This window comes from Roseivirga seohaensis (genome assembly GCF_001592945.1).
GTDB classification, from domain to species: Bacteria; Bacteroidota; Bacteroidia; order Cytophagales; family Cyclobacteriaceae; genus Roseivirga; species Roseivirga seohaensis.
This window is the reverse complement of sequence record NZ_LRPB01000048.1, coordinates 239618-252680: the sequence shown is the minus strand read 5'-3', so window position 1 is coordinate 252680 and position 13063 is coordinate 239618. Positions and strand designations below refer to the sequence as shown.

The 13063-nt window shown below is 38.3% G+C and carries 13 protein-coding genes and 1 tRNA gene; 8 read left to right on the top strand and 6 right to left on the bottom strand.

The genetic code is table 11. From position 1 onward, the window contains the following. The first annotated feature begins 60 nt into the window (after positions 1-60). The 5 genes from AWW67_RS15695 to AWW67_RS15675 are packed head-to-tail and all read left to right on the top strand — an operon-like array spanning position 61 to position 5401. Positions 61-1179, top strand: a complete 1119-nt coding sequence (locus tag AWW67_RS15695; RefSeq protein WP_062302890.1) for a glycosyltransferase family 4 protein — start codon at positions 61-63, stop codon at positions 1177-1179. Continuing rightward, positions 1169-1771, top strand: coding sequence for a sugar transferase (locus AWW67_RS15690; protein WP_062302889.1), 603 nt, complete (start codon positions 1169-1171; stop codon positions 1769-1771). Before AWW67_RS15695 ends, AWW67_RS15690 begins: the two co-directional genes overlap by 11 nt. Beyond that, complete coding sequence (locus AWW67_RS15685) at positions 1772-2371, top strand: acetyltransferase (RefSeq protein ID WP_062302887.1); 600 nt, start codon at positions 1772-1774, stop codon at positions 2369-2371. Continuing rightward, the gene (locus AWW67_RS15680; protein WP_062302885.1) at positions 2364-3500 is read left to right on the top strand and encodes a DegT/DnrJ/EryC1/StrS family aminotransferase; all 1137 of its coding nucleotides are present in this window, start codon (positions 2364-2366) and stop codon (positions 3498-3500) included. Before AWW67_RS15685 ends, AWW67_RS15680 begins: the two co-directional genes overlap by 8 nt. Then, a complete protein-coding gene (locus tag AWW67_RS15675; RefSeq protein WP_062302884.1) occupies positions 3497-5401 on the top strand; it encodes a polysaccharide biosynthesis protein in 1905 nt (634 codons plus the stop codon). The genes AWW67_RS15680 and AWW67_RS15675 overlap by 4 nt, the downstream gene beginning before the upstream one ends. A 320-nt stretch (positions 5402-5721) precedes the next feature. Here the strand turns inward: AWW67_RS15675 and AWW67_RS15670 are convergent, their stop codons facing one another. The 3 genes from AWW67_RS15670 to sucC all read right to left on the bottom strand — a co-directional run bounded on the left by AWW67_RS15670 (position 5722) and on the right by sucC (position 8077). After that, positions 5722-6630, bottom strand: coding sequence for a DUF6089 family protein (locus tag AWW67_RS15670; protein ID WP_062302882.1), 909 nt, complete (start codon positions 6628-6630; stop codon positions 5722-5724). Between the two features lie 153 nt (positions 6631-6783). Continuing rightward, positions 6784-6857 (bottom strand) — tRNA-Arg (locus AWW67_RS15665). A gap of 8 nt (positions 6858-6865) precedes the next feature. After that, positions 6866-8077 (bottom strand): ADP-forming succinate--CoA ligase subunit beta, encoded by a 1212-nt coding sequence (gene sucC, locus AWW67_RS15660; protein WP_053223240.1) that lies wholly within the window; start codon positions 8075-8077, stop codon positions 6866-6868. Positions 8078-8201: 124 nt separating this feature from the next. On the opposite strand from sucC, the gene AWW67_RS15655 reads away from it, so the two are divergent. Beyond that, positions 8202-8861, top strand: coding sequence for an ABC transporter ATP-binding protein (locus tag AWW67_RS15655; RefSeq protein WP_221405274.1), 660 nt, complete (start codon positions 8202-8204; stop codon positions 8859-8861). A gap of 3 nt (positions 8862-8864) precedes the next feature. Here the strand turns inward: AWW67_RS15655 and AWW67_RS15650 are convergent, their stop codons facing one another. Next, positions 8865-9719, bottom strand: coding sequence for an outer membrane beta-barrel protein (locus AWW67_RS15650; RefSeq protein ID WP_062302881.1), 855 nt, complete (start codon positions 9717-9719; stop codon positions 8865-8867). Positions 9720-9779: 60 nt separating this feature from the next. Next, the gene (locus AWW67_RS15645) at positions 9780-10238 is read right to left on the bottom strand and encodes a peroxiredoxin (protein ID WP_062302879.1); all 459 of its coding nucleotides are present in this window, start codon (positions 10236-10238) and stop codon (positions 9780-9782) included. 52 nt (positions 10239-10290) lie between these two features. Here AWW67_RS15645 and AWW67_RS15640 point away from each other — a divergent pair, with 52 nt between their 5' ends. Both AWW67_RS15640 and AWW67_RS15635 read left to right on the top strand, forming a co-directional pair. Then, positions 10291-11139: a DMT family transporter gene (locus AWW67_RS15640; RefSeq protein WP_062302878.1), complete on the top strand. Its 849-nt coding sequence runs from the start codon at positions 10291-10293 to the stop codon at positions 11137-11139. Beyond that, on the top strand, positions 11136-11963 hold the full coding sequence (locus tag AWW67_RS15635) for a PhzF family protein (protein ID WP_062302877.1): 828 nt from the start codon (positions 11136-11138) through the stop codon (positions 11961-11963). Before AWW67_RS15640 ends, AWW67_RS15635 begins: the two co-directional genes overlap by 4 nt. Positions 11964-12102: 139 nt before the next feature. Here AWW67_RS15635 and AWW67_RS15630 read toward each other — a convergent pair whose 3' ends face one another. Then, complete coding sequence (locus AWW67_RS15630) at positions 12103-13020, bottom strand: DUF8428 domain-containing protein (protein ID WP_062302875.1); 918 nt, start codon at positions 13018-13020, stop codon at positions 12103-12105. Positions 13021-13063: the final 43 nt, after the last annotated feature.

Sequence of the window (13063 nt, the reverse complement as noted above, 5' to 3'; positions counted from 1 at the left end):
GGTGTGATGAAAGTTCAGAATAACAAACCCATTAGGTTACTCCGGCTCACAACCGTTCCGATGTCTCTATCACTTCTTTTGAAAGGCCAGTTTGCTTACTTTCAAAGCAAAGGTTTTCAAGTTGAAGTGGGGTCTGCAAATGGGCTAGAAGTTGAATCTATAATTCAAGAAGAAAATGTCAAGCATCACGATTTTTTGTTTACGCGAGATATTTCTCCTCTCAAAGACTTACAGGCACTTTTTCAGTTAATCCGATTTTTGAGAGCTAATTCTTTCGATATTGTTCATACTCATACGCCCAAAGCTGGTTTAATAGGGATGATGGCGGCATGGTTTTGTAGAGTACCAGTTCGGATGCATACTGTGGCGGGACTTCCTTTGATGGAAGCAAGAGGCTTCAAAAGAAAGATTTTGGTTTGGGTTGAACGTCTCACTTACAGTTGTGCAACCAAGGTGTATCCAAATTCTTTTGCACAAAAAGATTTTATACTTCAGTACATTTACGCTAATGAGAAAAAGATCAAAGTAATAGGGAATGGCAGTAGTAATGGGATTAATTGTAAGCATTTTCAATCTAGACCTATGTTGGTTGAAAGAGCAGAGCAAATCAGGCTCAAACTTGGGATTTCCTCCAGTAAGCATGTGGCGGTCTTTGTGGGAAGAGTTACGGGAGATAAAGGCATTAATGAACTAATTGATGCTTTCAAGCAGTTCGACAATCTTGAACTGATATTGGTTGGGCCATTTGAACCAGAACTAGACCCTTTAGCGCCCAGCACAATAGAGGAAATAAATAGTAATCCCAGTATACATTCGGTAGGCTTTCAAAATGATATTAGAGCATACTTATTGGCTAGTGATTTTTTAGTGTTTCCTAGCTATAGAGAAGGGTTTCCTAATGTACCTATGCAAGCGGGAGCAATGGGTTTACCGTCTATTGTAACCGACATTAATGGCTGCAATGAAATAATAGTGCATGAAAAAAATGGATTGATTGTTCCTCCAAAAAATGCTGAAGCTTTAACTTCGGCCATCATGCGACTGTTGACTGATAAGCCGATGATGGATACATTAAAACTCAACGCAAGAGATATGATTGTAAACCGATACGATCAAAAATCACTTTGGGAAGCTTTACATTCAGAGTATCTTGAGCAAATAGCTAAACATGTACGCTAAGTATTTCAAACGTGTTTTTGATTTTATAGTATCACTGCTTGTCCTTGTTTTGGCAAGCCCGATAATACTTCTTACCGCATTAGCGCTCTTATTCGCCAATGGAGGGAAGCCTTTTTTCTTTCAGTCAAGGCCGGGTAAAAATGAGGAAATCTTCAGAATCGTTAAGTTTAAAACCATGAACGATAAAAGGGATGCAAATGGAGCTTTACTGCCAGATGAAAAGAGATTAACTCGCATAGGCGCATTTGTAAGAAAATTTTCGATTGATGAACTACCTCAAATGATTAATGTGCTGAAAGGAGATATGTCGTTAATTGGGCCTAGACCACTTTTAGTCGAATATTTACCTTTGTATTCCAGAGAACAACAATGTAGACATGATATTCGACCAGGAATTACTGGATGGGCTCAAGTAAATGGAAGAAATACGGTAGATTGGAAAAGTAAGTTCGAAATGGATGTTTGGTATGTAGACCACTTGTCTTTTAAGCTAGACCTAAAAATTCTATTTTTGACAATTAAAAAAGTGCTGGTCTCAGAAGGCATTAGTGGAGAAGGGACTGCAACTATGGAGAAATTTAAGGGTAATTAAATGGTACTTTTTGGAGCATCAGGTCATGCGAAAGTAATTATGAATATAGCCAATTTATTAGGTTATAAAGTTGACTTTCTTATTGATGATAATCGAAAGATACAAAAATTTTGCGATTTACCTGTTTTTGGTAGGAATCAAATTCTTTTGAATGAAAACTCAATGGTAATTTCCATAGGTGATAATCGAGTTAGGAGAGAGATATCTGAATGGTTAAAATGCCGGTTTGAAATACTCATACATCCAGCTTCTATTTTGGATACTACTGTTACAACATTAGAAGGTACCGTGATTATGGCTGGAGTAGTTATCAATAGAGATACACAAGTGGGTAAACACGTAATAATAAACACCTCCTCATCAATTGATCATGATTGTATAATCGAAGATTATGTACATATTAGCCCAAATGCCACGCTTTGTGGAACTGTTCATGTAGGAGAGGGAACTCAAATAGGTGCTGGTGCTGTGGTTAGTCCTAATATCAAAATTGGAAAATGGGCTGTTATAGGGGCAGGAGCTGTGATAATAAGAGATATACCAGATTTTGCAGTTGTTGTTGGGAATCCTGGAAAAATAATCAAATACACAAATGACTGAAGATAGAATCTGGCTCTCTTCTCCTCATATGGGAGGTAATGAGCTGAAATATGTAAAGGAGGCCTTTGATACCAATTGGATTGCTCCATTGGGTCCTAATGTCGATCACTTTGAGAAAGAATTGGGAGAATATTTAGGTGTAAGGCATGTAGCAGCTCTCTCAAGCGGAACGGCAGCCATTCACCTAGCTCTAATACTTTTAGGAGTTAAAGCCGGAGATGAAGTAATTGCTCAAAGTTTTACTTTTTGTGGTACCACAAACCCAATACTCTACTTAGGAGCTACCCCTGTTTTAGTGGATAGCGAGCATGATACTTGGAACCTTGACCCTGTATTGCTTGAAGAAGCAATTTTGGATAGAATTAAAAAGGGAAGAAAGCCTAAAGCGGTGATTATGGTTCACCTCTACGGAATGCCTGCTAAAATGGAGCAGATTGTAGAGGTATGTAATCGCCATAAAATCCCTTTAATTGAAGATGCCGCTGAGGCACTAGGTTCAACTATTGATGGAAGAAAGGCAGGAACTTTTGGTGACATGGGTATCTTGTCTTTCAATGGAAATAAAATTATTACGACCTCAGGCGGAGGAGCTTTGGTGAGTAATAATACCCAATGGATTGAGAAATCTCGCTTTCTGGCTACTCAGGCACGTAATGAAGCCCCACATTATGAACATACCGAATTGGGCTATAATTACAGAATGTCGAATATTTTGGCAGGTGTAGGACGAGGACAGTTAGAAGTATTAGATAGTCATGTATCAAAGAGACGTGCGGTAAATGCCTTTTATCGAGAACATTTAAGTTTTGAAGGTATTAGTTTTCAATCTGAAATGAGTGCTAAAGATTTCTCTAATTATTGGTTAACTTCAGTCAAAATTGAGCCAGAGCTATTTGGAGTAGACCGTGAGGACGTAAGGCTGGAGTTATGGAAGAGTAATATAGAGACTAGGCCACTTTGGAAGCCAATGCATTTACAACCGCTTTATAAAGATTGTGCTTATTACGGCAATGGAGTCAGTGATGAGTTATTTACTAAGGGCTTGTGTCTTCCTTCAGGTTCGAACCTAACTACAGCTGAATTAGAAAGAGTAGTAGTAGCAATTAAAGGCTTCATTGCTAAATCATGAAAAGAAGCATTAGCACATTAAACGTTTTACCGAGGTGGATAATTGTTTTAATTGACTTAGTCATTTATTCATTGGCAGCCTTAGTGGGGTATTTGCTTCGCCTTAACTTTAATGTTGAGAGTCTATATGCCTATAATTTTTTACAAGGTATAATTATTTTCACCCTTGCAGGTCTAATTAGTTCTCTAGTCACTAGGAGCTTTGCAGGCATCATTCGATACACAGGTATACAAGATACACTGAGAGTGCTGTATGCCAGCTTATTAACCTTAGCAATTGCTCTGGGAATTAACTCCATTTCGGAAAATGCCATTCCATATTCCATTGCGGCAATTGCTTTTTTTGTCTCCGTTGTGGCGCTCACGAGTTATCGGCTTCTCGTAAAAGAGCTGTTTTCGTTTTACAGAACGATTCCTAAGGTCAGTAAGAAGATTGTTATTTTCGGTGCTGGCCAGTCGGGTATGATTACCAAACAATTGTTAGATAATGATACTTCAACTAATGTTAAAGTCATTGGCTTTTTGGAGGATAACCCAAGAAAAATTGGTAATGTACTGAGTGGTGTGCGTATCTACTCTGCACGAAACGATTTTGAAAAAGTGGTGATTAAAAATAACCCTAGTGAATTAATCATTGCTACAACAAGCATGTCACTAGACAGGAAAAATGAGCTTGTAGATCAATGCTTAGAGTTTGGGATTAAAGTGTCAACTGTTCCTTCAGCAGATCAATGGATAGGAGGAGAGTTTGGTATTGATCAAATTCATGAAGTGAAGATTGAAGACCTTCTAGGAAGAAACCCGATTAGTTTAAAGAATAAGTTTGTAAATCAGGAATTATCGGGAAGAAGTATTTTGATTACTGGTGCGGCAGGTTCTATTGGTTCAGAATTGGTTAGGCAAATTGTTCGCTACAACCCTGCTAAGCTTATTTTATTAGATCAGTCTGAGTCGGGGCTTTTTGAAATTGAAAATGAGATTAGAGAGTTAAGGTCATTGGGTGAATCGCTCGTTTGCTATGTGGCTGATGTTACCAATCGAGAGCGCGTTAGGCGATTGTTTAGTCAGTATAAGCCTGAGTTCGTATTTCATGCTGCTGCATATAAGCATGTGCCTATGATGGAAATTAATGTTCCTGAGGCAATTGAATGTAATTTATTGGGTACTAGAAATTTGGCCGATTTATCAGTGGAATATGACGTCCGAAAGTTTGTGATGATTTCAACGGATAAGGCGGTAAACCCTACAAGTGTAATGGGGGCTACTAAGCGAGCGGCTGAAATATATGTGCAATCCTTAAATAATCTTCTTTCTGAAATTGAGGCAGATAGTCCTACCCGATTTATCACTACAAGGTTTGGTAATGTGTTAGGCTCCAATGGTTCGGTTATTCCTATTTTTAAAAAACAGATACAAAAAGGGGGGCCGATTACCGTAACTCATCCCGACATCACGCGATATTTTATGACCATACCTGAAGCTTGTAGTCTCGTATTGGAGGCTGGAGTAATGGGTAATGGTGGTGAAATTTTCGTTTTTGACATGGGTAAGTCAATAAAAATTGTTGACTTAGCAAAAAGGATGATTCAACTCTCAGGGTTAAAGGAAGGGAAAGATATTGACATTGTTTTTTCTGGATTAAGGCCTGGCGAAAAGCTGTATGAGGAGCTTTTGGATGATAAAGAAAATACAATGAGTACCCATCACCCAAAAATTATGATCGCCAAAGTAAGGTCTCTTGATTTTTCTAAGGTTAAATCACATTACTCTGATTTAGAAGATCTAATTTATTCGTCACCTAGCAGTGGTGATGATATAGATATGAAAATGGTGAAGGTATTAAAGTCTCTTATTCAAGAGTATAGAAGCAAGGAATCTAAATTCACAATGCTTGATCGTTAATTGTTCTTTTAAGTTGAAATCAAGAAGCAGGAGCTACCTAGAGTAACATCTTAAAAGGGTCACTTATTTAGTTCAATGGATTGATTTTAACTTTTATTTTCTATCATTCGTTCAAGAGCATAGGAACGAACAATCTTAAACTCTAGACCTTTCTATTTACCCTTCGTTGTCATAGAGGCTTTTAATGGGTTAAAACTCTTCACAGCAAATCAATCATACATTTTTTTGATTAAGGATTAGTGCTAATCCTAAACATAAAAGCGGCTCAATTCATTTGAATTGAGCCGCTTTTATTATGTCTGCTATTTGTTGTGTAGATATTATCTGAACTTAGGTTTCTTTCTAGAAGGAGAGAAGAGTTGTGACAAGAAATTATCTGGTAAATACATTTCTAATCTGATTTGGAAAATATAATAAGCATCGTTTTTTAGAGGATTACCTCGGTCATCACCTGGTTTACTGACTGAAAACCCACCTTCTGGACTTCTATCGGACAACGCTTTAGCTAACGCTGCCTTTTCTGTATTTTCCCCAAACAACACATCAAACTCACTTCGATCGACATGTTCTTTACTAATGTCATCTAGATAATCGGTAAAGGTGTGCCTATAGCCAGCTTCTAAAAGAATATCTATGGCATCATTGGCTTTTAATCTTACACCTAACCCAACAGGAACTACCATAATTCTACCTGAGTAGGGTGTCAATTCTGTCTGTAGTGGCCTTAAGGGTACCCAGTCGCCTTCATACAATGCTTTGGGGTTATTGCTACTCACTCCTAAACCTGCATAGATATAAGGGTTGATTAGTGGCCTTCTAGTGTACGAATTGTTTACAGGAATTAAGTTGAAAACAAACATTGCAGACAACTCGAGATTATTTGATCTAAATGATAGATTTCTCTTTCTTCTTGTGTCTGTTCCACCAAACCTGTTATCTCGATCTTTAATTTTTTGGTTTAATGAATCTGAACCACCTATCTGATACCAGTTTAGATCAAGTCTTAGGCTGAGTTGCGAGCCAAATTTTTTCCTGAGTCCAATTCCAGCATTCGGCCTGGCTGTAAATCCATCGTACAAAACATCGTGTAAATCACCATGATAGGTGGACGTACCTAAGCCAAAGGAAAACATCATGCTTCTGTCTCGTCTTCTGGAATAGAAGCTTTGAGCGTTGACAGCATCAACCACAACGAAAATAAATAGAAGAAGAAATATCGTTTTTTTCATTCCGAATACACAAGTGTGTAAATCTATATACTGAAAAACATTTAACTAAATAAGTGGTGGTTACACTAAACGTACTTCGGTGAGGCTGTACAAAACTAGGTAATATTCTTATAAATAGAAAATCCTTCGGTAAAATACCGAAGGATTTTTAAGTGCACCCGGAAGGAGTCGAACCCTCAACCCCCAGAGCCGAAATCTGGTACTCTATCCAGTTGAGCTACGGATGCCTAGCTTTTTAAGCTAATACTTCTTGAACTTTCGTTGCAGCGTCTTTTAAAAGAATTGCAGAATGCACGGCTAAACCACTTTCATCAATGATTTTAGCTCCTTCTTCAGCATTTGTTCCTTGCAAACGAACGATGATCGGAATGTTAATATTTCCAATTTTCTTATACGCTTCTACAACTCCATTGGCCACTCTGTCGCAACGAACGATACCGCCAAAAATGTTGATTAGAATCGCTTTTACGTTAGGATCCTGAAGAATAATTCTGAAACCTGCTTCTACAGTTTCTGCATTAGCCGACCCTCCAACATCTAAAAAGTTTGCTGGTTCTCCGCCAGATAACTTAATAATGTCCATAGTAGCCATAGCCAAACCAGCACCGTTTACCATACAGCCAACGTTACCATCTAATTTAACATAGCTTAAGCCAAACTTTCCTGCTTCTACTTCTGCTGGGTCTTCTTCAGTAACATCTCTCAATGCCATTAGGTCTGGATGACGCATTAAAGCATTGTCGTCTAAGTTTACCTTTGCATCAACCGCAAGTATCTTGTTGTCAGAAGTCTTTAAAACCGGATTGATTTCGAACATTGAAGAATCAGAGCTCTCATATGCTTTGTATAGAGAGAAAATGAATTTAACCATTTCCTTAAATGCGTTGCCTTCTAAGCCTAGTTTGAAAGCTACTTTTCTAGCTTGGAAACCTTGAAGACCAACTTTTGGATCAATCCATTCTTTAATGATTTTCTCTGGGCTGTTTTCAGCAACTTCTTCAATGTCCATTCCACCTTCGGTAGAAGCCATGATTACATTGCAGCCCTTTGCTCTATCTAATAAGATTCCCATGTAGTACTCCTTAGGCTCTGAATCACCAGGGTAGTACACGTCTTCCGCAATAAGTACTTTGTTGACTTTCTTTCCTTCAGGCCCAGTTTGATGAGTTACAAGCGTTCCATCTAAAATGGCGCCTGCCTTGGTAGGTACTTCATCTAAACTTTTTGCTAAAACTACGCCTCGTGATCCGGTTTCGTTTACAGTGCCTTTTCCACGACCACCAGCATGGATTTGAGCTTTTACTACGTACCAAGATGTTCCTGTTTCAGCATTCAGTTTTTTTGCCGCCTCCAACGCCTCGTCAGCTGTTGAAGCAACAATGCCTTCCTGAATTTTTACTCCATGTTTTTTTAGTAGTTCTTTTGCTTGATATTCGTGGATATTCATGTGTCAAAATTTTTGCACGAAACTACACCTTTGACCTTAATATAACAAGGAAAATAGGTGGCGTTCTTTTCAGTTTTACACGATCATTCGTATGATTTTACTATGTTTGGTTTCATAAGTAGCTATGGAGATTTTAAAGGCAGAAAGTGTAAGGAAGTCATATGGTGATTTAGAAGTGCTCAAGGGCATTCACTTGACCGTTCAAAAAGGAGAATTGCTGTCGATTGTAGGAGAATCAGGGGCTGGTAAAAGCACTTTACTCCACATTTTAGGAACTTTAGATCTAGCAGATTCAGGTAAGGTTTTGATTAATGGAAAATCTGTTGGAGGAATGAATCCTAAGCAATTGGCCAGTTTCAGGAATAAAGAAATAGGTTTCATTTTTCAGTTTCACAACCTGTTGCCTGAATTTACTGCATTGGAAAATGTTTGTTTGCCAGCATTATTTTCTAATTCTAATGAAAAGGAAGTTTTTAAAAAGGGTGAAAAGCTTTTAACTAAACTTGGTCTTTTGTCCCGAAAAGATCATAAACCTTCTGAACTTTCTGGTGGTGAACAACAACGTGTAGCAGTAGCCAGGTCCTTGATTAATGATCCTAGCCTTGTTTTTGCCGATGAGCCCAGCGGTAATTTAGATTCGAAAACAGCTGAAGAGTTGCATCGCTTGTTTTTCGATCTTAGAGATGAGCTTAACCAAACCTTTGTGATTGTAACGCACAATCAATCCTTGGCCTCTATGACTGATCGAAAGATCGAGATTAGAGATGGGGTAATAGTAAACTGAGAATTACCTAGTTTTCTTTACCACTTTACAGCGGATAGATGATTTACCATATAATGAACTAGGCAGGTAATACCCAAGTCTGAATCCAAATCTCAAATAGGCATCATTAGTACCTTCCCCGCGTGCATCGCCTGCTGCGGCTGGATCAAAACCTAATTCTACTCGTCTGTCAGAAAGCTGAGAAGCAATCGGGTCAGCAAAAGAAGATGGGTCTCTGTAGTTTGCGCTTACATCGTCTAAGTACTTTGTTAAAGCTGCGGTATACTGCATCTCTAATTGCAGGTCCATATTTCTATTGATGAAAATGTTTACTCCAACACCTACTGGGACTACCAGTGCCAATGTACCATATTCAACACCTTCAAGCCTCATCGGACGTAATTCGTAGTCGGTTCCGGCTAAAGTAGCTTTAGGCTTGTTTGTGGTTACCCCTAAACCCAAATGAAAATAAGGATTTACAAAAGCCCTGTCTTTATAGCCTGTATGGGGGTGGCGAAAAGCATAGTATAAAGCCTGAGCTGTAAATTCTATGTTGGTGGCTTTAAAAGATAGGTTTCTTTGAACTCTTGCTGTTTCAACAGAAAGAGAGTCTGCTCCTTTAATAGAATATACCGATAAGCTTCCGCGAAGCGCAATGTTATCAGTGAAAAGGTGTTCGTAAGCTAATGAAGTGCTTAATCCCATTTTTACTTTAGTATCAGTTGCTAAAGCACTTAACTCTCCAAAATAAGTGTTTAAGCCAAAGCCAAAAGTGACTTTTGAAATTCTATCAAAATCGCCTGTAGTGGTGTATTGTTGACCCATGATGCTCTTCGAAACAATAACAAAAAGCAATAACAAAAAGCGTGATTTAGTCATTCTTTAAAAATTTGATTTAGGCTTAGAACCATAAAGATATAATTCAAACGCAAAAAAAAGCTATGTATTGGCAGATTTCATCTTTTCAAGCATGATTTCAATATGCTTTTTTGCCCCGAACATATCTTGATACACTGCAGCAACCTTATGTTCAGCATCTAAAAGGTAGGTAATCCGCTTCGGAACTTTAATCAATGGGATAAGTGCATCGTATGATTTGCAAACTTCCCCTTTTGGGTCAGAAAGTAAATCGAAAGGGAGTTTATGTTCTTCTTTAAATTTCTGATGACTGGTGATACTATCTTTACTCACACCAATAACAGTTACATTTAAGCCAATAAAGTCTGAAAAGGCATCGCGAAAGGTGCATGCTTCTTCTGTACAGCCTGGGGTAAAATCTTTTGGGTAAAAATAAATAATGCAGGGCTTGCCTTTAAGGTCTGCCTCTAAATCAAATACTTTTCCTGAGGTACTTTTTAATTTTATTTCGGGTGCTTTTGAACCAATTTTTAATGCCATGCTTTATGTTTGAATAATTATTTTTTCGAATGAGAATATCGCAACTTCGAGCATGGTTTCAAAAGGGGTAAAATACATGCTCTTGTCAACATTCATTTTTGCAGTAATGAATGTGCTCATTAAATACGTGCCCAATATACCTGCAATTGAAATCATTTTGTTTCGCTCAATTGTTTCGTTTTTAATGTCGGGTATCGCATTAAAATCACAGAAAGTTCCTCTTTTTGGAAACAACAAGAAAATACTCCTGTTTAGAGGCTTGGCTGGAGCACTTGCACTAATGATGTTTTTCACCACACTTCAGGAAATTCCCTTAGCAAGTGCGGTTACTTTAATGTTTCTAGGGCCAATTTTCACTGCGATTCTAGGAATGTGGATTGTAAAAGAAAAAGTGGCTTGGGTACAATGGCTTTTCTTTGGGCTTTCCTTTGCGGGAATTCTAATGATTAAAGGCTTTGACCCAAGGGTTTCGCCAGAAATGACTTTGCTCGGTGTAGGGGCGGCCTTCTTTTCAGGAATTGCCTATAATATGATTCGGAAGCTAAAAACTTCGGAACATCCTTTGGTAATCATATTTTACTTTCCACTGGTTACGCTTCCCATTGTTGGAATTTACTCTGCATTCCACTGGGTTTGGCCAGTAGGAATTGAGTGGGTGGTGCTTTTGGCCATTGGTGTGCTTACTCAATTAGCACAGTATTTTATGACTAAATCTTATCAGTCGGAAGAACTTTCTAAAGTAGCCAACCTTAACTTTATCGGAATTATTTATGCCTTAGGTTTTGGCTACGTTTTGTTCGAAGAAACTTTCAACCTTCTGACCTATTTGGGTATGACTTTGGTGATGGTAGGCGTAGTTTTGAATGTGGTATATAAACAAAGAAAGCAGAAAGTTGTATGAAAATTTATCAAGTAGATTCTTTTACCAAAGAGGTTTTTAAAGGTAATCCAGCGGCTGTGGCCATTTTGAATGAAGCGATTTCAGATGAAGCGATGCAAAAGATAGCGGTAGAGATGAATTTATCTGAAACTGCTTTTGTAAAGATAAATGAAGATTACTGCGATTTACGATGGTTTACACCAGCCACCGAAGTCCCGCTTTGCGGCCATGCCACGTTGGCTTCGGCTTTTGCGCTTTGGAAAGGCGGCCACTGGCCAAAAGACAAAACTATTGAGTTCAAAACCTTAAGCGGTTCGTTGTTTACTTCATTAGATTCAAACGGTTTAATTACCATGGATTTTCCTGCGAATTATGCCACCACTACCGAAGGCTTTGATAAAACTGAACTCGAAAGTGCTTTTGGTTTTCCAATTCAAGAAGTACTCAATTATCCAGCGGAGTTAATTCTGATTTTTGAGTCGGAGCAAGCGGTGTTGTCAGCGAATCCTGATGATGCTATTATTGCCAAACAAGCCCAAAATGGGGTGATTGTTTCTGCGCTGTCGGATGGAGGTAAATACGATTTTGTCAGTCGTTACTTTGCACCGAATTTAGGCATCAAGGAAGATCCGGTCACTGGTTTTATGCACACCATTCTAACGCCTTATTGGGCTGATAAAACTGGAAAAACTAGTTTTAAAGCTTTTCAAGCTTCCGCTAGAACGGGCGAGATGCAAACGGAATTAAAAGGGAATCGCGTAATCCTTAAAGGAAATGCCGTGATGGTTTTCGAAACTGACTTTATAATACCTTCTAACCTGAACCCAATTAATAAAATAGTTTAGGCAATTTATTGAGTATTCTGCCATTAGCAGAACCCTCTAGAAGTTCTCTTTTTCGCTTTAGATTAATTATTTACTACTGATAATATAATTGCCCCAACTTTTGGAGGGTTTGTCTAAGTGTAGAATCAGTTTTAAGGTTCTACCTTACATTAAAAGTAGTTCTGCCTATTTCGTAAGTATCAGAAAGAATGATGACTTTGTATTCGCCTTCATCAAATTCAGAACCTTTGTCGTAAATAAAGGTCAATTCTTGCATTGAGTTATCGAAAAGAATTTCCTGACGCGCTGTAAATGTTTGTTCACGTCCGTCAACAGTAAATGAACCAGAACCTTTAGCAATATCAAAAACCACATTACCAGCAGGGTCAACCAACTGAATCATGATTTTATGGCCTGCAACTGGTGCTACAGGGTTGTCTGCTAAGTTGAAGGTTACCTTGATTTTTTCAGCCTGACGGCCTCTGAAATCACCTTCTCGCTCTTTTCCCCTAGAATTTATATTGAAGACTTTTACGTTTTCTGCCTTAAGTTTGGCTGCTAAAGAAATCTGCTGCTTTAGCTCTTGTTGCGTTTCTGTGGCTTTACGAATTGTATTGTTTAATTCGTTTTTCTCGGTTTTTAAATCAATGTTTTCTTCTACCAATTTGGTGTTGATTACTTTCAACGCTGCGATCTCGTCATCTTTGGCTAAAAGTAATTCTTCGTAACCTCCCACTTTTCTATCCAAGCGCTGAATAATGGCTTTATTGGCTACTCTTGTTCTTTGCAGCTGATCACGTTGTGCAGTGATAGAGTCTTTTAAGGTTACCAGTGAATCTATATTTCCACCCAACTTGGCTATTTCAGAAATACGGTTGCTCAGCTGACCGCTGATACTGTCTAGTTTAGTGGTAAGTGTGATTTTTGTAGCCTCAAATTCAGCTTGAAGTGCGTTTTTACTTTCGTTATCAGAGTAAATTTTGAAGCCCGCCCCAGCTACAATAACAATGAGGGCTACAATTAATATAATTCTAATTTTATCTGGGCTTCCGCCTTTCTTCTTTGCTACTTCACTCATTCCGCTGAACCTCTGTTAATAAATTTTAAACGCCTTTTCGGTT

Coding starts and splice junctions, on each gene's coding strand:
- AWW67_RS15695 (WP_062302890.1), top strand. CDS start 61: ATGTCTCTATCACTTCTTTTGAAAGGCCAGTTTGCTTACTTTCAAAGC.
- AWW67_RS15685 (WP_062302887.1), top strand. CDS start 1,772: ATGGTACTTTTTGGAGCATCAGGTCATGCGAAAGTAATTATGAATATA.
- AWW67_RS15630 (WP_062302875.1), bottom strand. CDS start 13,020: ATGAGTGAAGTAGCAAAGAAGAAAGGCGGAAGCCCAGATAAAATTAGA.
- AWW67_RS15655 (WP_221405274.1), top strand. CDS start 8,202: ATGGAGATTTTAAAGGCAGAAAGTGTAAGGAAGTCATATGGTGATTTA.
- AWW67_RS15670 (WP_062302882.1), bottom strand. CDS start 6,630: ATGAAAAAAACGATATTTCTTCTTCTATTTATTTTCGTTGTGGTTGAT.
- AWW67_RS15680 (WP_062302885.1), top strand. CDS start 2,364: ATGACTGAAGATAGAATCTGGCTCTCTTCTCCTCATATGGGAGGTAAT.
- AWW67_RS15650 (WP_062302881.1), bottom strand. CDS start 9,719: ATGACTAAATCACGCTTTTTGTTATTGCTTTTTGTTATTGTTTCGAAG.
- AWW67_RS15675 (WP_062302884.1), top strand. CDS start 3,497: ATGAAAAGAAGCATTAGCACATTAAACGTTTTACCGAGGTGGATAATT.
- AWW67_RS15640 (WP_062302878.1), top strand. CDS start 10,291: ATGGTTTCAAAAGGGGTAAAATACATGCTCTTGTCAACATTCATTTTT.
- AWW67_RS15635 (WP_062302877.1), top strand. CDS start 11,136: ATGAAAATTTATCAAGTAGATTCTTTTACCAAAGAGGTTTTTAAAGGT.
- AWW67_RS15645 (WP_062302879.1), bottom strand. CDS start 10,238: ATGGCATTAAAAATTGGTTCAAAAGCACCCGAAATAAAATTAAAAAGT.
- sucC (WP_053223240.1), bottom strand. CDS start 8,077: ATGAATATCCACGAATATCAAGCAAAAGAACTACTAAAAAAACATGGA.
- AWW67_RS15690 (WP_062302889.1), top strand. CDS start 1,169: ATGTACGCTAAGTATTTCAAACGTGTTTTTGATTTTATAGTATCACTG.